This window comes from Chitinophaga sp. 9-1-y (genome assembly GCF_059511905.2).
The window spans coordinates 7,805,494-7,828,439 of the sequence record NZ_CM197955.1 but is presented as its reverse complement, the minus strand read 5'-3'; the positions used below and the strand labels follow the sequence as shown (position 1 = coordinate 7,828,439).

The 22,946-nt window shown below is 44.8% G+C and carries 19 protein-coding genes; 10 read left to right on the top strand and 9 right to left on the bottom strand.

The features are described 5' to 3' along the window. Positions 1–74: 74 nt before the first annotated feature. The 4 genes from AC5ZC7_RS31230 (at position 75) to AC5ZC7_RS31215 (ending at position 2,030) form a co-directional block, all read left to right on the top strand. Positions 75–416, top strand: a complete 342-nt coding sequence (locus AC5ZC7_RS31230) for a hypothetical protein (protein WP_496161453.1) — start codon at positions 75–77, stop codon at positions 414–416. A 9-nt stretch (positions 417–425) separates the two neighbouring features. Next, positions 426–1,088 (top strand): peptidylprolyl isomerase, encoded by a 663-nt coding sequence (locus tag AC5ZC7_RS31225; RefSeq protein ID WP_496161454.1) that lies wholly within the window; start codon positions 426–428, stop codon positions 1,086–1,088. Positions 1,089–1,158: 70 nt separating this feature from the next. Beyond that, on the top strand, positions 1,159–1,539 hold the full coding sequence (gene gcvH / locus AC5ZC7_RS31220) for a glycine cleavage system protein GcvH (RefSeq protein WP_496161455.1): 381 nt from the start codon (positions 1,159–1,161) through the stop codon (positions 1,537–1,539). A gap of 101 nt (positions 1,540–1,640) precedes the next feature. Beyond that, complete coding sequence (locus AC5ZC7_RS31215; protein ID WP_496161456.1) at positions 1,641–2,030, top strand: VanZ family protein; 390 nt, start codon at positions 1,641–1,643, stop codon at positions 2,028–2,030. A 71-nt stretch (positions 2,031–2,101) separates the two neighbouring features. On the opposite strand, the gene AC5ZC7_RS31210 is transcribed toward AC5ZC7_RS31215, so the two are convergent. From AC5ZC7_RS31210 to prfA, 3 genes are all read right to left on the bottom strand, one after another. Next, complete coding sequence (locus AC5ZC7_RS31210) at positions 2,102–2,782, bottom strand: YiaD family glycine zipper/OmpA-like lipoprotein (RefSeq protein WP_496161566.1); 681 nt, start codon at positions 2,780–2,782, stop codon at positions 2,102–2,104. Positions 2,783–3,008: 226 nt separating this feature from the next. Next, entirely contained in the window at positions 3,009–3,590 is a 582-nt protein-coding gene (locus tag AC5ZC7_RS31205; protein ID WP_496161457.1) for a hypothetical protein, read from the bottom strand. Positions 3,591–3,762: 172 nt separating this feature from the next. Further along, positions 3,763–4,827, bottom strand: a complete 1,065-nt coding sequence (gene prfA / locus AC5ZC7_RS31200; RefSeq protein ID WP_496161458.1) for a peptide chain release factor 1 — start codon at positions 4,825–4,827, stop codon at positions 3,763–3,765. Positions 4,828–4,926: 99 nt separating this feature from the next. On the opposite strand from prfA, the gene AC5ZC7_RS31195 reads away from it, so the two are divergent. Next, complete coding sequence (locus AC5ZC7_RS31195; RefSeq protein ID WP_496161459.1) at positions 4,927–6,072, top strand: amidohydrolase family protein; 1,146 nt, start codon at positions 4,927–4,929, stop codon at positions 6,070–6,072. A gap of 10 nt (positions 6,073–6,082) precedes the next feature. After that, positions 6,083–7,186: a mechanosensitive ion channel domain-containing protein gene (locus AC5ZC7_RS31190; RefSeq protein ID WP_496161460.1), complete on the top strand. Its 1,104-nt coding sequence runs from the start codon at positions 6,083–6,085 to the stop codon at positions 7,184–7,186. A 178-nt stretch (positions 7,187–7,364) separates the two neighbouring features. Here the strand turns inward: AC5ZC7_RS31190 and AC5ZC7_RS31185 are convergent, their stop codons facing one another. The 3 genes from AC5ZC7_RS31185 to AC5ZC7_RS31175 all read right to left on the bottom strand — a co-directional run bounded on the left by AC5ZC7_RS31185 (position 7,365) and on the right by AC5ZC7_RS31175 (position 9,530). Then, positions 7,365–7,877: a thioredoxin domain-containing protein gene (locus AC5ZC7_RS31185; RefSeq protein WP_496161461.1), complete on the bottom strand. Its 513-nt coding sequence runs from the start codon at positions 7,875–7,877 to the stop codon at positions 7,365–7,367. 10 nt (positions 7,878–7,887) lie between these two features. Further along, on the bottom strand, positions 7,888–8,406 hold the full coding sequence (locus AC5ZC7_RS31180) for a MerR family transcriptional regulator (RefSeq protein ID WP_496161462.1): 519 nt from the start codon (positions 8,404–8,406) through the stop codon (positions 7,888–7,890). Between the two features lie 152 nt (positions 8,407–8,558). Next, positions 8,559–9,530, bottom strand: coding sequence for a peptidoglycan DD-metalloendopeptidase family protein (locus AC5ZC7_RS31175; RefSeq protein WP_496161463.1), 972 nt, complete (start codon positions 9,528–9,530; stop codon positions 8,559–8,561). Between the two features lie 354 nt (positions 9,531–9,884). On the opposite strand from AC5ZC7_RS31175, the gene alaS reads away from it, so the two are divergent. Together alaS and AC5ZC7_RS31165 are read left to right on the top strand one after the other, a co-directional pair. Continuing rightward, positions 9,885–12,509, top strand: coding sequence for an alanine--tRNA ligase (alaS, locus tag AC5ZC7_RS31170; RefSeq protein WP_496161464.1), 2,625 nt, complete (start codon positions 9,885–9,887; stop codon positions 12,507–12,509). A gap of 204 nt (positions 12,510–12,713) precedes the next feature. Beyond that, a complete protein-coding gene (locus AC5ZC7_RS31165) occupies positions 12,714–13,745 on the top strand; it encodes a PDZ domain-containing protein (RefSeq protein WP_496161465.1) in 1,032 nt (343 codons plus the stop codon). 114 nt (positions 13,746–13,859) lie between these two features. Here the strand turns inward: AC5ZC7_RS31165 and AC5ZC7_RS31160 are convergent, their stop codons facing one another. Then, positions 13,860–15,242, bottom strand: a complete 1,383-nt coding sequence (locus AC5ZC7_RS31160; RefSeq protein WP_511911297.1) for an aldehyde dehydrogenase — start codon at positions 15,240–15,242, stop codon at positions 13,860–13,862. Positions 15,243–15,349: 107 nt separating this feature from the next. On the opposite strand from AC5ZC7_RS31160, the gene gatB reads away from it, so the two are divergent. Beyond that, on the top strand, positions 15,350–16,798 hold the full coding sequence (gene gatB, locus AC5ZC7_RS31155) for an Asp-tRNA(Asn)/Glu-tRNA(Gln) amidotransferase subunit GatB (RefSeq protein WP_496161466.1): 1,449 nt from the start codon (positions 15,350–15,352) through the stop codon (positions 16,796–16,798). Between the two features lie 69 nt (positions 16,799–16,867). Beyond that, positions 16,868–18,019, top strand: a complete 1,152-nt coding sequence (locus tag AC5ZC7_RS31150) for a redoxin domain-containing protein (RefSeq protein ID WP_496161467.1) — start codon at positions 16,868–16,870, stop codon at positions 18,017–18,019. A gap of 81 nt (positions 18,020–18,100) precedes the next feature. On the opposite strand, the gene AC5ZC7_RS31145 is transcribed toward AC5ZC7_RS31150, so the two are convergent. Both AC5ZC7_RS31145 and AC5ZC7_RS31140 read right to left on the bottom strand, forming a co-directional pair. Continuing rightward, the gene (locus tag AC5ZC7_RS31145) at positions 18,101–19,585 is read right to left on the bottom strand and encodes a RagB/SusD family nutrient uptake outer membrane protein (protein ID WP_496161468.1); all 1,485 of its coding nucleotides are present in this window, start codon (positions 19,583–19,585) and stop codon (positions 18,101–18,103) included. 11 nt (positions 19,586–19,596) lie between these two features. Next, positions 19,597–22,758 carry a SusC/RagA family TonB-linked outer membrane protein gene (locus AC5ZC7_RS31140; protein ID WP_496161469.1) on the bottom strand — a complete coding sequence of 1,054 codons (3,162 nt, stop codon included), beginning with the start codon at positions 22,756–22,758 and terminating at the stop codon, positions 19,597–19,599. Positions 22,759–22,946 lie beyond the last annotated feature (188 nt).

Sequence of the window (22,946 nt, the reverse complement as noted above, 5' to 3'; positions counted from 1 at the left end):
AAGATGTTCATCTGCTAAGATAGCTTTTGCTTTTTGCATTGTGCTTTCCGCCCCCACTATAAAACGGACAAAACATGGAAGATTTCGAACAGCGCTGGAAGCCCATAGAAGATATGCTCACCCAAAGGTTTGGCAAGAAACCTAATATGGAAGCCATTCTTTTCATGATCGGCGTGAATGAACTAAATAACCTGACGAAGAAAAAATACACCAAAGAACAGAAACAGGACCTGATGCACATTGCGGTATGTACGCTCCTGAGCCAAAGTGGCTATTTCGATTTGGATGGCTATGATGCGGACGGATGGCCACATTTTAAGGAATTACAACCTGTCCCCAAAATGGAAATGGCCGAACAGGAAGTGTTCCTGAAAGAGCATATTATTGCTTACTTTACGGATCACGAAGAAGCGTAAATACATTTTATGAAAAAACTATTACCCCTGAGCATCCTCTTGTTGTTCTTTGTTTACGCAGGCACAGCAAAAGACAGAAGAGTAAAAGTGATCACCCCTTATGGTACCATGATCATTAAACTCTATGACCAAACCCCGAAGCATCGTAACAATTTCATAAAGCTGGCTAAAAAGCACTATTATGATAGTACCCTGTTTCACCGGGTGATCAACAATTTTATGATACAGGGAGGAGATCCGGATTCAAAACATGCTCATCCCGGCGACACACTGGGTAACGGAGATGTAGGATATACCATTCCTCCGGAGTTTCAGCTGGACTTATTTCATCGAAAAGGTGCGCTGGCGGCGGCCCGGGAAGACCGGCCCGACAAAGCTTCTTCCGGTTGCCAGTTTTACATTGTTCAGGGTAAAGTATTTACAGATGAACAATTAGACAAACTGGAGAAAACCAGGCTGGGAGGGCGCAAAATCCCCGTAGATCAACGCCGGGTATACAAAACAGAAGGAGGTACCCCTCACCTGGATCAAAGCTATACTGTATTTGGACAGGTGATTAAGGGCATGGAAGTGATCGATAAAATTGCAGCATTGAAAACAGATAGTCACGACAGACCCCTGGAAGATGTACGGATAAAAATAAAGGTCATTAAAAAGTGGTGGCTATTTTAAAACAGTCATTATTCCAATTGTCAAATTCATAATACTTTCTGTATTTTTACGGCTCAAAATCAAACTTGATATGAATTTTCCGTCAAACCTGCGCTACACAAAGGACCACGAATGGGTTTTATTAGAAGGTAACGTAGCTACCATCGGTATAACTGAATTTGCACAGCGTGAATTAGGCGATATAGTTTTCGTAGATATCCCTACTTCAGGTAAAGACATCGCTGCTGAAGAAGTATTTGGTACAGTAGAAGCAGTAAAAACAGTATCTGATCTGTTTATGCCTGTTGCTGGTACCGTTAATCAGGTAAATGAAGAACTGGAAGGTTCTCCTGAACTGGTAAACACGGATCCATATGGCGATGGCTGGATGGTGAAAGTAACCGTTAAAAATCCTGCCGATGTAGCTGGCCTGTTAGACGCAGCTGCTTACCAGGCACTGGTTGGCGAATAATTGCACCCATAACTTATTTACATACAAAAGGACAACAGGCTACGTTATTTGCGATAAGCCTGTTGTCTTTTTTTTACTAATTGCCAGCAAGCACATATAAGATGAAGCACGTCAGATATTATATTCCTGCCATACTTTGGATACTCCTGATTCTTTTTTTGTGTACCCTGCCGGGAAAAGATATTCCCTCCAGCTCATTCTTAGATAAAATCCATTTCGATAAGTTTGTTCACTTCGGCCTGTTTGGCGGCATTGTATTATTCCTTAGCCTGGCCATTTACTGGCAAAAGAAATTCATTGCTCCACTTACCCTGGTGATACTGGTAATAATAGCTGCTGCTTACGGCCTTGCTATTGAATATATCCAGAAATACTGGGTAGTAGGCCGCAGCTTTGATATGTACGACGTATTAGCAGATACCCTGGGAGCTATTGCCGGTGTATGGGTATTCCATATAGTGCGGCGTATGTTCCTGACAGACAAAAAATAAAAATCCCCTCCCGCTGAAGCGGGGGGGGATATATATCTGCTTATGAGAAATAAGTGTTCTTAATATTTTGATTATTGCTGACCTGCTTCTTTCTTCGCGTCTGATTTCATCTTATCATTTGCAAAGATAGAGAACTCACAACGGCGGTTAATAGCACGGTTAGCATCTGAATCGTTTGGTACTTTAGGCTGAGATTTACCATACCAGAAGCCTTGAATACGGTTAGCTGCAATACCTTGCGCCTGCAGGAATGCTATTACCGTTTTAGTTCTTCTTTCAGATAATCCCATGTTGTACTCATCTGTACCCTTATCGTCCGTATGACCTTCCACACGTACATAAGTATCAGGGTATTTGTTCAGAATAACAGCCAGTTGTTTAATGTTGTCCTGGGCTACAGGAGACAGGTTTGATTTATCGAAACCAAATAATACGCCTGCATCAAAGGTTACGTTGATACCTTCACCTACACGTTCAACAGTAGCATTCGGTACTTCTGTTTTAATTTCCTGTGCCTGCTTATCCATTTTCTTTCCGATCAAAGCTCCACCAGCCCCACCAACTACAGCACCAATAATAGCACCCAGTGCAGTGTTACCGGCTGCTTTACCGATGATAGCACCAGCGGCAGCACCACCACCTACGCCAATAGCAGCACCTTTTTTAGTATTGTCCGCGCTCTGCCAGGTTTTACAACTGAACAACATGGTTACAGATAAGACTAAAGCTACCAGAACATTGAAATTTTTCATCATAATAATTTTAAACATGAAGGTTTTTAAGCATTAGTTCCGTTGACAAAACTAATTGAAAAACTTGTAATCAAATATGCTGCCAACTTGATTTAACATTCACAACTGATTGATTGGTATCAATAAACGAGCAACGAAAATTTTGCAAGTTTTTAACACATGACAAATGGATCATATACAATCAACATGACTGTCAGTTATTAAACAATGCAAGTGACCAAAAAGATTAACCTAACAGATTTTTTAATAATCCACCTATGCCACCGCCTGTATTCGCTTGCTGCTGTTGTTGAGCACCATTAGATAAAAGGCTTTTCAAATCTTCCAGGTCTACATGTCCATCACCATTTTTATCTAATCCGCCGGATAACTGTCCCAGTATGCCCTGCAAATTGATGCCCTGTGCAGAGCCACCGGTTAATGAATTAAGAATACCATCCAGGCTGAAGCTGCCATTGGAAGGGTCTTTTGTTTTGTTAGCCAGGGAGCTTAACACGGTAGGGATTAATGAAGCGGCCAGTTGTGTAGCAGCGCCTTTATCCAGGTTGAATTTTTCCAACAAGGTACCTACCAGGTTATTGGAAATATTGCCTACTACCGGATTGCTGGCATCTGCAGCACTATTGCCACCCAATAAAGACAACACGCCTTCTGTGTTACCGTTGGCCAGTTCCTGTTGCAGGCCAGACGCGATAGATTCAGTAGCGGCGCCAATAACGGCTTCATTGTGTTCATTAGGAACAGCAGGATTGTTCACCACAGCGCCCTGTGCATGCTCCCGAACGAGGTCCATTAATTGCTCTAACATTTGAAGATGATTTAAGGGGAAGAAAAGGTTTTCTATTTCTTTAGTACAGTCCCGTAAAAATGAGACCGCTAACTAAATGTAGGATATTTTGAGAAATTAGCAGGCTATTGCAGAAAGATAACACAGCATTCATCTGCCGGCATCTTTCTGCAATAACATGGCTGGTATCAGATTAGTTTCCCTGCTTTAATTTTTCCGCGTTTTCAGCGAAAGAGAGGGCATCAATCATATCTTTGATTTCTCCATTCATGAAGGCATCCATATTGTATACTGTCATACCAATACGGTGATCCGTAACCCTTCCCTGGGGATAGTTATAGGTACGGATTTTAGCCGAACGGTCACCGGTAGACACCAGGCTTTTACGCTGGGAGGCGATGGCGTCTTCATGTTTACGTACCGCTGCTTCATAAATACGGGTACGCAACATTTTCATGGCTATTTCGCGGTTGGAGTGCTGGCTACGTCCTTCCTGGCACTCTACTACCACACCAGTAGGAATATGCGTCAGCCTTACCGCCGATTCTGTTTTATTTACGTGCTGTCCACCTGCGCCGGAAGAACGGAAGGTATCCATCTTAATATCCGCTTCGCGTACGTCTACGTCTACTTCTTCTGCTTCGGGCAATACCGCCACCGTAGCCGCTGAGGTATGTACGCGGCCGGAGGCTTCTGTCGCCGGTACACGCTGTACGCGGTGAACGCCTGACTCAAATTTCAGGGTACCATATACATCGTCGCCACTTACTTCCATCACTATTTCCTTGTAACCACCCGCAGAACCTGGGTTCTCACTCAGCAAACTGGTAGTCCAGCCTCTCAGCTCACAAAAACGCAGGTACATGCGGAACAGGTCGCCCGCAAAAAGGCTGGCCTCATCACCACCGGTACCGGCACGGATTTCAAGAATGGCATTCTTTTCATCCTGGGGATCTTTTGGTATCAACAGGTTGCGGATATCTGCTTCCAGCGCGGTTTTCTGCTCCTGCAGTTCTTCTGTTTCCGCTTTCGCCAGGTCACGCATTTCGTCATCACCACTGTCCAGCACTTCTTTATTGAATGCAATATTGTCCAGTAGTTTCAGGTAGGCGTCGTATGCCTTCACGATCTTTTCCAGCTGGCGGTATTCTTTGCTCAGCTGACCAAATTTCTTGTTATCACTAACAACTTCAGGGTTGGTGAGCGCCATTGATACCTGCTCGAAACGACCTTTTATAGCTTCCAGTTTGTCTATCATAATTATATTTGACTTTTGAGTATCCCTTCCCAACCGGAAAAAGATACTGCCAATCGGGTTGCAAAATTAACACCATTAACTTAATTAAACAGCAGGTAATTGAAACAGATCAAATTAAAGGGAAAAGATATATTTAACGGCACCCAATTATTGGGGCCCGGCAACGTGCTGATCCTACAGGAAGATGGCGTAGTGGCGGACATTGTAGCCGATTCCGGGGCAGGTGAGGGTGTGCAGGAACTGGATGGAATTTTATGTCCCGGCTTCATAAATACCCATTGTCACCTGGAATTATCGCATATGAAAGGGGCCATTCCGGAAAAAACCGGCCTGCCCACCTTCCTCACCCAGGTGATGCAATCCAGGAATAATCACTCCGGCAACATCAATACGGCGATTGATGCCGCCGAACAGGCTATGTGGGAAAGTGGCATCTCCGCAGTAGGTGATATCTGCAACGGCACCGCCACCCTGGTTAAAAAGCAGCAGGGCAGGATGTACTACCACTCTTTCGTAGAATGCATGGGTGTAGCAGATGCCGGCGCCAATAGCCGCTACCAGTATAGTATGGAAGTACTGGCCGCCTTCCGGGAAATCAATAATTCCCGGCACCAATGCTCTATTGTTCCGCATGCACCCTATTCCGTTAGTGCTACGCTCTTTGAACTGCTGGCCAGCACCCCTGCCAATACGCCGGTAAGTATCCACAACCAGGAAACAGCCGCGGAAAATGAATTGTTCCGGCAAAAAACCGGCGATTTCCTGGCCTTTTATCAACAGTTCGGGATGGACGTCAGCGGCTTCCAGCCCAGCGGTACCAACAGCCTGGAGGCTTATCTGCCCTACTTCTCCCAAAACAAAATACTACTCGTACACAACACCTTTACTACGGAACAGGATATACGATTTGCACAGCAACAACCAGTAGAAACCTGGTGGTGTCTTTGCCCGCAGGCCAACCTTTATATAGAAAACCGCCTGCCGGATATTCCACTGCTACGGCGCCTGCAATGCCCTATCACCCTGGGTACAGACAGCCTGGCTTCTAACCATACCCTGTCTGTCTGGGAAGAAATAAAAACCATCCGCCAGCATTTTCCGGAAATTCCGTTGGCAGAAATCCTGCAATGGGCTACTTTTAATGGCGCAAAGGCCCTGGGTATAGAGGATACCTACGGCAGTTTTAACATCGGTAGTCAGCCTGGCGTAATATTGATTAACCAGGAAAGTAGCAGAATTATTTAGCCATCATTTTATGAATGAATTTTTGAACCAGGTTTTTTTAGACAACTCCGTACGGGATTACATGGTCCTGGTAGGTGTATTGTTATTTGTGTGGATTGTAAAACGGTATATCTCCAAAGGAGTAGCCGCCATCCTGTTCCGGCTGGTGAAACACTGGTCGCCGCAGATTGACGAAAAAGATTTTGTGACCCTGCTGCTACGGCCACTGGAGTACTTCCTGCTGCTGGTCACCTTCATGCTCACCATTGACCGGTTTACGTTTCCGCGACTGCTTAATGTACATGTATATGGTAAAGCCACCCTGCAAAATGTAACAGATACCTTACTGGAGCTGTCGCTGAGCATGAGCATTATCTGGATTATACTGCGGCTGATTGACTTTGTAGCCCTGGTACTGGAAAAGAAAGCGGACCTGACAGAAGATAAGACGGATAATCAATTCATCATTTTCTTCCGCGACTTCTTCAAGGCCATCATATTTATAATGGGGGCCATTGCATTTATACGCATCCTGTTTGGGGTAGGACTGGTCAATAAAATCATTGCGGGTCTTGGTATTGGTGCGGCAGCCCTTGCACTTGCTGCCAAAGAAAGTATTGAAAACCTGATTGGCTCTTTCATCATTTTCTTTGACAAGCCATTCCGTGTAGGCGATAGCGTTAAAGTAGATGCCTACCAGGGGTCCGTGGAAAAAATTGGTTTGCGCAGTACCCGCATACGTACACTGGAAAAGACTTTTGTAACGGTACCTAACAAAAAAATGGTGGATAGTATCCTGGACAACCTTTCCCTGCGCACCCAACAGCGGGTGGCGTTAAAGCTGGAACTGGGTACAGATACACCAGCGGATGCCGTGTTATCATTTTTACAGGATGTAAGGCAATCCTTAACAAACAATGAGAGCGTGCTGGATAATTTCACGGTGAACCTGAATGATTTTACAAAGGACACCTACGTTATCCAGATCATTTTCAATACCTATATTATTGACGGTACCCGGTATGCGGCATTAAGAGAAAGCGTGAACCTGACAGTGATCAAGCTTTTGGAAGCCAGGGGGATCAAATTACCCACTACCTCCACCAATGTAACCATTACCGATCAACGGCCGTGAGTTTTTGTCTTTTTCAGGATTATACTGATTATACTGATTTTTATTTTTTGATTATAAAGATTTGGGGGAGATGTAAGCAGAGTCGCTTATATCTCCCCCAAGTCTTTTATTCTCCTCTATTATAAAAAATAAAAATCAGTATAATCAGTATAATCCTGAAAAAGACAAAAACTCACGTTTACTCTTTATCTTTCTCTTTCTCTTTTTCTTTCTGGCTGCTGGACAGCAAAATACGGGACAGATCAGCTTCTACAGACTCCTTAGGGGTGCCTACAATACGACCTTCTTCTTTGCCATCTTTAAATACAATGATAGTAGGCAGCTTCTTTACTTTATAGTCAACCGGGGCATCTGACTGCAATTTCTGATCGGCCGCAAACATAACAATCTGCTCTTCCGGGCTACCGCCGGTGATCATAACTTTATAGAGGGCCGGAATTACTTCGCGGCTGGTTTCGTCCCAGGTGCCCATTACCACTACCATATTGAAGTTGGAGCGGTTGGTTTTAATATAGTTGAGCATATTGTCATTAGGCTGGTAGCTATTTACACCTTTGTAGAACCACGTGGTGGAGGTATCATTCATCAGTGTTTTCATGTCTATCTTGCCCTTCAATACCTTTCCACTCTGAGCCCAGGCCAGGGAGGAGAATAACAAGCCGCCACCCAATAGTAATGTTTTCAATCGCATAATGATGTTTTTATAATTGATCTTTCAGTTCCGTTAAGAAACCCCGTACCTTCAGCAAAGCCTGTACCATTTCGAAATTCCGGGCGGCCAGTTTATGATCTTCCTTCAATTTCTGCTTGGCTCCTTCAATCGTATATTTTCTTTCGCGCAGTAGGTGGTAAATTAATTTGAGGTGCTGAATATCTTCCTGCCGGAAAAGCCGGTCGCCTTTTCGGTTCTTTTTGGGCTGCAGTATATCGAATTCATTCTCCCAATAGCGTATCAATGAGGTGTTGACTTTAAACATGGCAGCCACCTCACTAATTGAATAATACTGCTTATCTAGTACCAATTTATCCAATTCCATAATCAGGTCCGGGTCCTCCGATAATTCTTTCAGTGATTTACGTCCCCGTTTTTTCCCAGTTATGATGGGCGCTACGGCAGCTTTTTTGCTGCTTGCCTTTACTTTTACTTTAGCTGGTTTTGTTACCGCAACTTCAGCAGGATGCGGTATTCCAGGTGTCGAAAAAAGGTCTAGCTGGTGCATCGTAGTAAAAAACGAGGTGACAAATATCTTTTACGAAGATGAAGTTAAGCTTTTAGCCTTTAGATTTCCGCTTTTTAATACTGGATTTTTTAGTTTGATATGATTAGTAAGGACATATAACTTACTAAAAACTAATGATTAACAGTTTCAGGTTAGTCGAAAGACTGATTTCCGGATCTGGCCATTTTCAGCATACGATCAAATTGTTCGGGTGTGAGGTCATTGAAGAAGAAGTATACCGGATCTACCTTTTCACCGTTTTTCATCACCTCATAGTGACAGTGGGGTCCGGTAGATTTACCGGTACTGCCTACCCATCCCAATACATCTCCACGTTTCACTACCTGGCCGGCTTTTACTTTCATACGCAGCATGTGGCCATATAATGTTTTATAACCATATCCATGGCGGATCACTACGTGGTTACCATACCCTACATCACTCAGGCTGGCTTCTTCCACGGTACCATCACCGGTAGAATAGATGGGGGTACCGCTGGGTGCCGCAAAATCGAGGCCCGCATGGTACTTCATGGTTTTATAGATAGGATCTATACGATAGCCGAAACCGGAGGCAATATGTTTAAGATCTTTATTGGATACAGGCTGTATAGCGGGGATAGATGCCAGCATTTGCTGTTTATTCTTCACCATCTTGTCAATTTCGTCATAAGAGGCTTCCTGTGCTTTTACCCGGTTATTGAGTTCTTTCAGCAAAACGGCGGTGGAGGCAATAATTTCGCTGCTGGCGAAAGATTGCAACTGGGCGGCTTCTTCATCCCGCTTTATTTTACCCATACGGGTACTGTCCGGAATGGGGGAAGCTTCAAAGATGACGCGGTAAATTTCATTATCCCGGTCTTCCAGCTCAGCCAGTTTACCCTTTACTTCCTTCATACGGCCCTGTAAGGCGTCATATTTTTCCTTCATGCCTTCCAGGTCACGACGGAGCGATTTCTCCTTGGGCGAGTCTACCAGACGGTAGGCCACAGACAGGAAAATGGCACCAGTAACGATCGCCGCAGACACAAACCCCAGTATTCGCAGGACTTTAACCCGCAGTGATACTACGAGCTTCTCGTATTTTAATGTTTGGGTATTATAAAAATATTTAACCTTCTTCATGCACCAGGGTATACTTTATGCGCCATAGTGCAGTGAACGCTATGACAACAGATTTATTTCACGAGGCACAAACTTATGGATGGTTTCGTTGGCATTTCTTTTCCCATAGAACTATTTTTGCCGGGTTATACAAGCTGTTTTGCATAATCATACCAGATTTTGATATTTTTGCACTCCCTTTAACACGGCGGGAAAATAAGGCGCACAAACCTACTGTAATTAGATTAAAACATCAACCTTTTGAATGTCAATTTTCTAACTACTTTATAAGGGCTTGAAATACAGTTACAAGCCCAAAGCTGGTTGAAACGCCTTTATAAGATATAAAATACATATTAATTCGTATCAATATTTATGACAGCATCTGAAATAAGACAGCAATTCCTGGACTTTTTTGCGTCAAAAGGGCACCAGATTGTGCCATCTGCCCCTATCGTTATCAAAAACGACCCCACCCTGATGTTCACCAATGCGGGTATGAACCAGTTTAAGGATTATTTCCTTGGAAACCGGGTTCCACCCCACAAAAGAGTGGTAGATACGCAAAAGTGCCTGCGGGTAAGCGGCAAGCACAACGACCTGGAAGAAGTGGGTATTGATACTTACCACCATACCATGTTTGAAATGCTCGGTAACTGGAGCTTTGGCGACTATTTTAAGAAAGAAGCCATTGCCTGGAGCTGGGAATTGCTGACAGAAGTATATAAAATCCCGAAAGACAAACTCTATGTAACTGTATTTCAGGGAGATGCAAGCGAAAACCTGCCAAAAGACGAAGAAGCATATAATTTCTGGAAAGAACATATTGCGGAAGACCGTATCCTGTTAGGTAACAAAAAGGATAATTTTTGGGAGATGGGAGATACTGGTCCTTGCGGCCCTTGCTCCGAAATCCATGTCGACTGCCGCACGGAAGAAGAAAGAAAGCAGGTAGACGGTAAAGCCCTGGTTAATGCAGACCATCCACAGGTGATTGAAATATGGAACAACGTATTCATGCAGTTCAACCGCCTAAAAGATAAGTCCCTGGAACCACTGCCAGCACAACACGTAGATACCGGTATGGGCCTCGAACGCCTGGTACGGGTATTACAGGGCAAAACCTCCAATTATGATACCGACCTGTTTATGGGTACTATCCACACCACGGAAGGGCTCAGCGGGAAAAAATATACTGGTACTGATGATAAAAAAGATGTGGCCTTCCGCGTAATTGCAGACCATATCCGTGCGATTTCTTTTACCATAGCAGATGGACAACTGCCTTCAAATACTGGCGCTGGCTACGTTATTCGCCGCATCCTGCGTAGGGCGGTACGTTACTACTACTCCTTCCTGGACGTGAAAAAACCACTGCTGCACGACCTCGTACCTGTACTGGCGGCTCAGTTTTCACATGTGTTCCCGGAACTGCAACAACAGGTGGACTTCGTAAGGAAAGTAGTTTTTGAAGAAGAAAACAACTTCCTGCGTACCCTGGAAAGCGGTATACGCCGGATCGAAGACTTTATCCAACATGCCGCTGTTAAAGCAGTAGATGGTAAAACTGCTTTCGAATTATATGATACCTACGGTTTCCCTTATGATCTTACCAGCCTGATCGCTGCAGAAAATGGTTTCTCCGTGGATGAAAAAGGATTCGAGGCTGCCATGAAAGAACAGAAAGACCGTTCCCGCGCCGCTACGGAGCTGGATATGGGCGACTGGGTAGTACTGGACGAAACCCCCAACTCTGTTTTCATCGGCTACGAACAACTGGAAAGCACTACCAAACTCCTGAAGTACCGTACTGTAAAAGCTAAAGGCAAGGAACAATTCCAGCTCGTACTGGGCCAAACGCCTTTCTACGCAGAAAGCGGCGGACAGGTAGGCGATACCGGTACCCTGCATTTTGGAGAAGAAATTATTCATGTAACTGATACCAAAAAAGAAAACAACCTCACTATCCATTTTGCGGATAAGCTGCCAACACAGCCTGGTGCAGTAGTAAAAGCAGCCGTAGCAAAGGATAAACGTCATAACACAGAGCGTCATCACTCCGCTACCCACCTGCTGCATGCCGCCCTGCGCCAGGTATTAGGTACCCACGTAGCGCAGAAAGGATCTCTCGTAAACGCAGAGGCGCTTCGTTTCGACTTTTCGCATTTTGCCAAAGTAACAGACGAGGAAATGGCACAGATTGAAGCCATTGTCAATGAAAAAATCCGGGAAAACATCCCTGTAGTGATCCGTGAACTACCTAAGGAAGAAGCCCTGAAACTGGGTGCCATGGCATTATTCGGCGAAAAATACGGTGATGTGGTGCGGGTAGTCATGATAGATCCTGCTTATAGCGTAGAATTATGCGGTGGTACCCACATCAGCTCTACCGGCGAACTGGGCCAGTTTAAATTTGTATCCGAAAGCGCAGTAGCTGCCGGCGTACGCCGCGTGGAAGCTGTTACCGGTGCCAAAGCAGAAGCTTTTGTGAATGAGCAGTTGCTGCAACTGAAAGAAATCAAGGCAGCCCTGAAAAATCCGAAAGAAATCGTTAAAACAGTAGAAACGTTACTGCAGGATAAAGCGGCCCTGGAAAAACAACTGGAAGCGCTGGAACTTGAAAAAGTACGCGCGCTGGCTGCCAGTCTGCGTCAACAGGCGGAACAAATCAACGGCATTAACTTCCTCGGACAAATTGTATCCGTAAGCAATGCAGAAGGATTGAAACAACTGTCTTTCCAGCTGAAAAACGAAATCCCGGATCATGTGCTGTTATTTGTTGCTAATATAGGCGGCAAAGCCAGCGTAGCATTGACTATAGACGAATCAATAGTAACTGCCAAAGGATTTGAAGCACCGAAATTAATTAAAGAACATATTGCGCCATTGATCAAAGGTGGTGGCGGTGGTCAGAAAACCTTTGCCACAGCCGGCGGACAAGATACCGACAAATTAGATCAGGCTATTGCCGCAGTGAAGAAAGTGCTGCAGCAGGCATAAAGCTAAAAGCGTAAAGCAAAAAGCTATTAAAGCGAATGACCAGGGCGGATGGGTAACTTAATTACTCGCTCTGGTCATTCGCTTTAATAGCTTTTTGCTTTACGCTTTCTGCTTTATGCTTTCTTTTTTAACTTTTTCTTTCCTCTCTCACCCGTTAATTTTGCCTCATTAGCTTACATTTAGTAAACAAAACAATGAAGTAATATGACCAGGTTACTGCAAATCCTCACACTGGCGGGTTTTTCCTGCTTTATTACGGGCGCGGTATCTGCGCAAACAGCTAAGTCGCCCAAAGATCAAATGGGAGAGTTTGATGAAATTGTGATTAAACACAAAAACGACAAAGACAGTAAGGTGACCGTGGAAATTAAAAATGGCGACATCTTACTCAATGGTCAAAAACTCGAGGAATACAAGGATCCTAACCTCTCCGTTTTCCGCAGAAAAATTATTCCGCGCGATGGCAACGCCCTCAGCTTCGATAGCGATAATCTCCCCGGCAATTTTGATCTGTTCAATGGCGATGACGGCGATGACGATGATGCGATGGCAGCCCCCTCCAACAAGGCCATGCTGGGCGTTATCACGGAAAAGAAAGGCGCCACCGGCGTTACCGTAAAAACGGTAGCCAAAGGAACCGCCGCAGATAAAGCAGGCATCAAAGAAGGAGATATCATTACCGCCATTGACCAGGAAAAAATAAATGAACCTGCGCAACTGTTTGAAATCATCGCTAAACATCAACCCGCAGACAAAATAACGGTATCGTATATACGTAATTCTAAAACCAGTAAAGTAGTGGTTACACTGGACGAAAGGAAAGACCCTGGCATGAATAGCTGGAATGGTAATTCCCCTTTCGGACAACCCAGAACCGCTCCCCGCATGTTTAGCTTCCCGGCTCCGCCACGTGGCGGACAAGGCTTCGGAAATGGCTGGTACAATCGCCCTGAAGAAGGCGTAAAACTTGGCCTGCAGGTACAGGATACCGAAAATGACGAAGGTGCCCAGGTAATTGATATTGCCACTGCCTCCGCAGCTGAAAAAGCCGGGTTTAAAAAAGAGGACATTGTAACGGAACTCGCTGGCACCCAGGTTAAATCCGCAGCGGATTTATCCAAAGCATTCCGTGAAAACCGCAGCAAAGGAACTATAACGGCTACGGTTAAACGAAACGGACAAACACAATCACTGGAAATAAAAATACCGAAGCAATTAAATAAAGCAGAATTGTAGAAAGCAAAAAGCAAAAAGCAATTGAAGCGAATGATGGACGCGGATGAGTAAATTAAATACTTGCGCCCATCATTCGCTTCAATTGCTTTTTGCTTTCTGCTTTACGCTTTCAGCTTATTTCATAATCATCTTCATTAGCTTCAACTTATTCTTAAATGGAGGATACTTGGTAGGTACGTCCAGCCAGGTACCTGTTTTCAGCATTCCTTTCTGATGCGTAAACGTGTCAAAACTATATTTACCATGATATTTACCCATTCCGCTGTAACCTGCTCCACCAAAGGGTAATTCAGGATTAGTGAGATGCACCAACGCATTATTCACACAACCGCCGCCAAAACGTACTTGTTCTATCAGCATCTTTTCTGTTTTCTTACTCTTTGTAAACACGTACAACGCCAGCGGGTAAGGAAGTTGTTTGATGGCTTGTATTGCCTGCGGCAAATCAGTATAAGTCAGGATAGGCAATACCGGTCCGAATATTTCATCCTGCATCACGGGATCCGTCCATTCTACATCATCCAGCAGGGTAGGAGCGATATAAAGTTGATCGCGGTTGATTTGACCTCCATGCAGGATATGACCTTCTTTTAAATAGGTAGCTACGGTATCAAAGCGTTTACTGTTGATCATCCGGGCATAATCGCCGCTGGCTGCGGGATCATCTCCAAAAAATTCTGTAATAGTTGCTTTGAGTGCTGTTACCAGCTCTTCTTTTATATTTTGATGTACCAGGAGATAATCAGGCGCCACGCAGGTTTGTCCGGCATTCCAGAACTTACCCCAAACAATACGTTTAGCGGCTACGTTTACATTCACGTTTTCATCCACCACGCAGGGTGATTTACCGCCCAACTCCAGTGTTACCGGCGTAAGGTGTGGAACAGCCATCTCCATAATTTTTTTGCCCACGGGAATACTACCCGTAAAAAACACATGATCAAAGCGGAAGCTCATCAACATAGGAATCACTTCCATGCCATCACCCGGTACAACGGTAATATATGCCGGATCAAAGGTATCGGCAATCAGATCGGCAACAACAGCAGCTGTATGCGGCGCCATCTCCGAAGGTTTAATAATCGCACAGTTACCCCCCGCAATAGCGCCCAGTAATGGACTGATCAGCAGCATAAACGGATAATTCCAGGGACCAATGATCAATGTGAGGCCGAGGGGCTGCTTATATACCCGGCTGCTACTGGGATAGGTGACAAAAGGAGAAGTCACCACTTCTGGTTCCATCCATTGTTTGAGACCATCCAGGATATAGCTGATTTCTTCATATAAAAATCCTACCTCGCTGCCATAAGCTTCCATTGGATGCTTATGCAGGTCGGCATGTAAGGCCGTAATGATTTTCTCTTCATATTTCTGTATGGCTTTCTTCAGCCGTTTTAGCTGGTTTTTCCGGAAAGAATACGGAAGTGTGGCGCCGGAGTCGAAATAAACCTGTTGCGCCTGATAAAGCTGACTTGCCTGGGCCTTACTGATCATAGGGAAGCTTTTTAGTTGTTGCTGTCCTCAATTTAGGATTTTATTGGCACCAAATAGCCTGAAATCACGGCATTATTTGAATATATTTGTGGGAATCAGCATGGAATATGAGCGACATATACAGCAAATATGAAACAGTAATCGGGCTGGAAGTACATGCCCAGTTGCTTACTGAAAGTAAACTATTTTGTAGCGATAGCGCAGCCTTTGGCGGTGCTCCCAATACGCATATCAGCCCAATTACGATGGCACATCCGGGCACTTTGCCCCGTATGAACCGTAAAGCGGCAGAATATGCCATCAAACTTGGCCTGGCCTGTCATTGCGAAATTGAAAAAGACAACTATTTCGCCAGGAAAAACTACTTCTACCCGGATTTGCCGAAAGGTTACCAGGTATCCCAACATACTGCGCCCATCTGTAAAGGTGGCTATATTGCCATTGTTACCGATGCCGGCGCCCGGCAGGTGCAATTAAACCGCATTCACCTGGAAGAAGATGCCGGCAAACTGTTGCACGACCAGGATCCCCACAACAGCTACGTGGATTACAACCGCGCCGGTGTGCCCCTGGTGGAAATAGTTACCGAGCCGGATATGCACAGCAGTGACGAAGCGTATGCCTATCTCACAGAGATGCGCCGGCTGGTGCGTTACCTGGGCGTATGTGATGGAAATATGGAAGAAGGGAGCATGCGCTGTGATGCTAATATCTCCGTTCGTCTGAAAGGCAGTACCACCCTGGGAACCAAGGTGGAAGTAAAAAACATGAACTCTATCCGCAACGTAAAGCGGGCCATAGATAATGAAGTAAAACGGCAGATAGACCTGATTGAAAGCGGCGGTACACTCATACAGGAAACCCGCAGCTTTGACGCATCCAACGGCAGCTCTTTCTCGCTGCGCTCCAAAGAAGAAGCCAATGATTACCGCTACTTCCCGGAACCGGATCTGGCGCCATTCCGCCTTACGGATGAGTTTATTGCCGACATCCGGGCTACTTTGCCAGCACTGCCAGAAGAGCTGATCCGCAAGTACACCACAGAATTTGGCTTACCGGAATATGATGCCCGCGTTATCTGCGATGATAAATCTACCGCAGATTATTACGAAAGCCTGATTGCGGTTACTGCCCAGTATAAAGCTGCCGCTAACTGGATGCTGGGACCTGTTAAATCCTGGCTGAATGAAAACTCGGCAGACATCAGCGCCTTCCCGGTAACACCAGCGGCACTGGCGGCACTGATTACCTTAACAGATGCCGGCAAAGTAAGCTTCTCTATCGCCTCTTCCCGCATATTGCCGGAAATGATACAGTCGCCTGCCGATCCAATGGAAATAGCCACCAGGCTCAATTTATTGCAAGACAACAACGCAGATAATATTGCTCCCATTATTGATGAAGTGCTGGCTAAATATCCAGACAAAGTAGCCGCTTTCAAAGGGGGCAAAAAAGGGCTGATGTCCTTGTTTGTAGGGGAGGTAATGAAACTCTCCAAAGGCAAGGCTGACCCTCGTCTTACGAACGAATTACTGGCTGAAAAGCTCAAAGGCTGAAAAACCGTTACACATTATTAACCTAAATTGAGCAGCATTTGTCAGATGAATGTTCAAAAAAACAGCAGCATGAAAAAACACTTATTATGGATTTCCGCCGGTGCTTTCCTGGCAGGATGTGCCGGACAAACGGAAAAAGGTGCATTTAAGATAGATGGACATTTTAGTAATCTTCCATTGGGCCCGGTAGTGCTGGAAGAGCTCACCCTGGATAACGTAAAAGTGGTAGATTCTACCAATATTAAAGACGCCGGCGGAAAATTTTCATTGAAAGGGATGGTGGCTGAACAAGGACTGTACCGTATCCGCTTCGACAATGGCAAATTTGTGTTACTGGCCCTCGATGCCGGCGATATGAAGCTGGATGGTGACATGGATAAACTGGAAGATGTTAAAATAACTGGTTCCGAACCAACTACCGAATTGCAACAATTTTTGGGCGATATCAGCAAACAATCTATTTCGCTCACTGAAGAAATGCGTCAACTGGACAGCCTGCACGGCGCCCTGCCCGACAGCGTATTCCAGCCCAAACTGGTCGCTTTTCAGAAAAAAGAAAAGGATTTCGAGAACGGCTTCTTCCTGATGGCAGATAAAACAAAAAATCCTGCCAACGCAGTATTTGCTATCAGCCAGGTAAGAAACCCGGAAGAAATTATTGCACACAAACAAGTGTTCACCAACCTCACCACCCGTTTTCCTAAGAATACGCTGGTGAAAAGTATGACCGATAAAATCGCGCAACTGGAAAAAGCACCGCAGGGTGGCGCCGATGCCGCTGGTGGAGAACAGCCTTCTGCAATTAAAGTAGGCCAGGTAGCGCCTGACTTTACCCTTCCTGATCCGAATGGTAAAATGGTAAGTCTCAGTTCTTTCCGGGGTAAATATGTATTGCTTGATTTCTGGGCGAGCTGGTGTGGTCCCTGCCGCCAGGAAAACCCGAATGTGGTGAAAGCCTATCAACAATATAAAGGTAAAAACTTCACCGTACTGGGCGTTTCTCTCGACAAAACAAAAGACAAATGGCTACAGGCTATTAAAGAAGATGGTTTGGCGTGGAACCATGTAAGTGATCTTAAATACTGGGATTCTGCTGTGGTGCCCGTGTATGGTATCAATGCTATTCCAACTAATTTCCTGCTGGATCCTCAGGGCAAAGTAATTGCTTCTGATCTGAGGGGTGAAGCACTGGAAGCGAAATTAAGAGAAGTACTGAAATAAAGCATTCCTCTTCATAAAGAAAAAACCTCACTGGAAAATATCCAGTGAGGTTTTTTTATAACAGGTGATTATTCACAATTATTATGGATTCTGTACAATCTTAGGATTGGCATTTAACTCATCCTGAGGGAACAGCCATTGCCATTTTGTATCACCGGCAGCTATAGTCATTACACTTGCCAGGGAAGGATCATGATTGGCGCCAGTTCTGTCCAGCGCTTCATTTTTACGTTTCAGATCAAAGAAACGGAAGCCTTCACCCCACAGTTCCAGACGGCGTTGAATAGAAATTTCATTCTTCAAAGCCTGGCCGGTATTGGTTGATTTTACATAGTTAACATCGCGGTTTTTTGCCAGCGTGTACAAAGCATCAGCGGCGGCACCATCATTTGTCAGTTGAGCATTTGCTTCTGCATCAATCAGGTACATTTCAGCTAAGCGCATGTAAGGTACATCACCCACACTGCTACCGGTTCCTTTAGCAATGAACTTCTGGTTCATGTAAGGAGCCTTTGTGAAGTTAGAAGCAGGTACGGTAAATTTCTTTCCGGTAGAATCCCACAGCAGCGCACGTACGTCCGTTGCTGTTAGTTTACCGTACAGCAATTTATTGATCGCTTTCGGATTACTGCGGATATTGGTAGAGCTGAAATTAATAGACATGTAGGCAAAGAATCCGTTGAATGCAGTAGTCTGGTCATCGGTAGGACGGCTGGCCCAGATCCACTCTGCGTTATCACCGTTATTGAATCCTCTTACATAATCCGTATTGCTCATCAGGTTGTACTTTGCCTTCTTGATCACCAATTCAGCATTCGTAACAGCATTAGCCCAATCCTGCATGGTTAATGCCACACGCGCCTTAAGTCCCCATACCACAGTGGTATCAAAGTGAGATTTGGCAGCCGGATCACGAACATAACCACTCAGGTTGGTTAATGCGTCGTTCAGGTCTTTGTTTACCTGGGTGTATACTTCTTCTACGGTTGCTCTTGGTTGTGGCTCAATGGTGAACTTAGTCAACACCGGCACACCTGGTTGATTATTAGGCTTCGCGGTAGCATCGTAGCGTGCACCAAATAACTGTACCAACTGGAAATGCGCCCATCCTCTGTAGGCCAATGCCTCACCTTTGATGGCTTTCTTATCAGCATCAGGGCCAGGAATACCATCTATCTTTTCGATGATCTTGTTAGCATTCGCTATGATTCTGTAATAGAAATAATAAACAAATCTCAGTTGGGTAGCACTGGTGTTACGGTGTGTAACCCATTGATAGTTGGCAACCCACCAGTTATTACCGGCGCTGGTCATCACGAGGTCATCTCCCATCATATCTGCATCGATCATAATGGTAGACTGACCCGTTTGATCCTGGCTATCATAGTCCTTGTACATAGCTCTATGTATACCATTCAAAGCAGCCCATGCGCCCTTCACGTCAACAAACACCGCACCTTCTTCTACTGTTTCAGTTGGAGAAGTGTTGAGATAATCTTTTTTGCAGGATGTCAGCGACACGCCGGATACTGCAAAAGCAATGAATATATAAAGTATCCTTTTCATTCTTTCAAATTTTAGAGTGTAATGTTCAAACCTGCACTGATGATACGAGCTGGCATATATACATTCGAAGTAACACCGGTAAATGCCTGTGCTACGTTCATTCCTTTACGTGCACTGAACAGTGCCAGGTTTTCACCACTCAGGAATACGTTAGCAGCACGCATGTGTATTTGTTTTGCGAAAGACTCCGGTACAGTATAACCCAGTTTTATTGACCTTAAGTTCACGAAAGAAGCATTGGTTAACCAACGGTCAGAAGTACCGGCGTTGAAGTTGGAAGTCTGGCTCTGATCCATACGTGGTACGTCTGTAACATCACCAGGTTTCTGCCAGCGTTTCAGGATGTCGGTATGTAAAGCCGCACCATAGCTACCAGAACTCATTAATGAAGCATAAGTTGCATCATATACTTTACCGCCTAACTGGAATGAAATCAGGAAGGACAGTTGGAATTGTTTATAGTTGAAAGTATTGGTGATGCTACCAAATAAGTCAGGAATAGCGCTACCTGCATAGTGATACTTAGCATTGTTGATACTTGTAGTCACAGTATCGCCATTTTTCAGCACACGAACACCGGCACCGGTAGACTTATCAGCAACATACAGCGCAGCACCATCAGTAGGATCTACACCATACCAGTCACGTAACCAGTAGTCATACAGAGAATGACCAACAGACAGCTTCTTGGTGCCGCTGATGATTTCAGCCTGCGGTAATTTGGTAATTACGTTCTTGAGGGAACTCAGGTTCAGATCTACGGTCCAGCTAAAGTCTTTCTTACGGATCACTTCACCTGTTAACTGTAGTTCCACACCTTTATTGACCATCGTACCAACGTTCATGTTTTTAGAAGCAATACCGCTGGAAAGTGGTAATGGCAAGTCGAACAACAGGTTATCTGATCTGCGGTTAAAGTATTCAATGCTACCAGACAATCTGTTATCCAGTATGGCAAAGTCAACACCTACGTCAAAGCTTTTATTAGCTTCCCACTGCAATTGAGGATTACCCAATTTAGTGAAGAATACACCTGGTTCCAGTGCGTTGTTGAAGCCCAGTTTATAAAGTGTTTGCCATGCATAGTATACTGGTGTTACTACACCGTTACCATCTACTTCAATTACGGCATCATTACCCGCAGTACCATAAGAAGATCTCAGTTTCAGCATATTAACCCAGGAAGCGCTACGCATAAAGTCTTCTTTATCTATACGCCAGCCGGCACCAATGGAGTAGAAGTTACCCCAACGGTTGTCTTTGTAAAAACGGGAAGTTCCATCACGACGGATTGACGCTGATGCAAAATATTTCTCGTTATAATCGTAGTTAACACGGGAGAAATAACCTTCAGTTCTGTATTCTCTTTTGTATGAGTACAGGTTATTGGTGGTAGTAAAGTCGTACAATTCAGAGTTACCGAGAATGATCTGTGACTGACGCTCGCCATAAAGCTGGTTTGCTGTCTGATCAAAGTTCTCGTGACCTACTAACACACCCAGGGTATGTGCACCGAAGGTTTTATTATAGTTCAATAACTGGTTCAGTGTATAGCTGGAAATTTGTGTATTGGTACGGGCACCCAAGCCTATTGGCGCACCATCACCCACCACAGTATTCCAATAAGTATTGGCTCTGGTGTTGGAAATGTCTACGCTCAGATTGGTAGTGAATTTAAAGTTTCTGAGGAAAGATATTTCACCAAAAGTTCTGCCACTGAGAACATTACGGGTGAAAGAGTTATCATTCAACAGGTTTTCACCAACGGTATTACGTCCAGGAGAAGCGCTGGCACCACGGCCACCACCCACATCAAAAATTTTGTTGCCATCTTTGTCCAATACATAAGCACCGGTTGCATCATGTTGATATACCGGGTAAATTGGGCCAATATTACGGGCAAAAAAGATCGGATTTACGTAAGAAGTACTGCTGGTAACGTCTGTCTGGTTTGATTTTACAAAGGTACCTGACATGTTAACACCCGTTCTGAACCAATCAGTAGCCTGTGTATTTACGTTGATACGGGCACTGATACGTTGGAAATCAGAATTGATTACATATCCTTTATCGCTCAGGTAGTTCAGTGAAGCAAAATAATCTGTCTTCTCTGTTCCTCCACTATAGTTGATACCATATTCGCCACGGGCGCCGGTACGGGTAACCGCTTTTTCCCAATCCAGATCATCCGGATAGAGCAATTTAGCATTAGGGTTTAATACTCCGTTAGTATCAACAATCGCATTGTTAGGTACGTCAAATGGATTGTATCCCAGCAAATCTTTGATACCTTTTGCGCCGGTAACAAGGCCAGAAGCACGTCTGTTAGCTTCAGCCAGTGGTACTCTATTAGTTACCAGGGCATTACGCTGCGCTTCCCACATTATTGGATAATATTGTTTTGCATCCAGTCTGCTATATTCAGGAATACCACGGGAGTTAAAGCCCTGGATGGCAGTTACCTGCAGCTGATTGCGGCCATTCTTACCTTTCTTGGTGGTTACAATCACCACACCGTTAGCGGCGCGGGAACCATAGAGCGAAGCTGAAGATGCATCTTTTAGCACAGAAATGCTTTCAATGTCAGCCACGTTCAAGCTGCTCAGGTTACCGGAGTAAGGTACTCCATCCACTACATACAGAGGATCGCTGGAAGCGTTGATAGATCCAAATCCGCGGATACGGATAGCCGGACCGTCACCAGGCTGGCCACTTCCTGCATTTGTTTGGATACCAGGTGCAGCTCCATCCAGTGCAGCGGCAACGTTGGAAATTGCCCTGGTAGCAAATTTCTTACTGTCGATTTGTGTAGTAGCACTGGTATTGGATCCTTTCTTAGTAGTACCATAGGCAACAACTACTACTTCACTGAGGGCTTTTTCATCAGCACCCAGTTTAACGTCAATGTTGTTTTTTCCGGAAGTAGCTACTTCTTTCGTAGCGAAGCCTACAAACGTAAACTCCAACACAGCGTTACCAGATACATTCAGGGTAAATTTACCTTCCCCGTTGGTAGTGGTACCCGTATTGGTATTTTTGATTTTAACGGTTACACCGGGCAAAGGTGCACCATCTTTGGCATCAGTCACCCTGCCGGTGATTGGCCGCGTTTGGGCCAGCGCCTGAACAACGCTGATGGCCGCAATAAGCAAGAACAATACTGCTTTCTTCATAAGCGATTTAGATTTGAAATAATTGTTACTACAGCTAAGTACTCCATTACAGGCATAGCAATACCGTTAGGCATCCTACCTTTATTTTTAACCGATATATGTATGTGAAATAACAAACGCTACGTGCATAGCTAACGTAGCGACCAAACTTTACAGTACAGTTAATGTTATCTCATAAGCAATTCAAA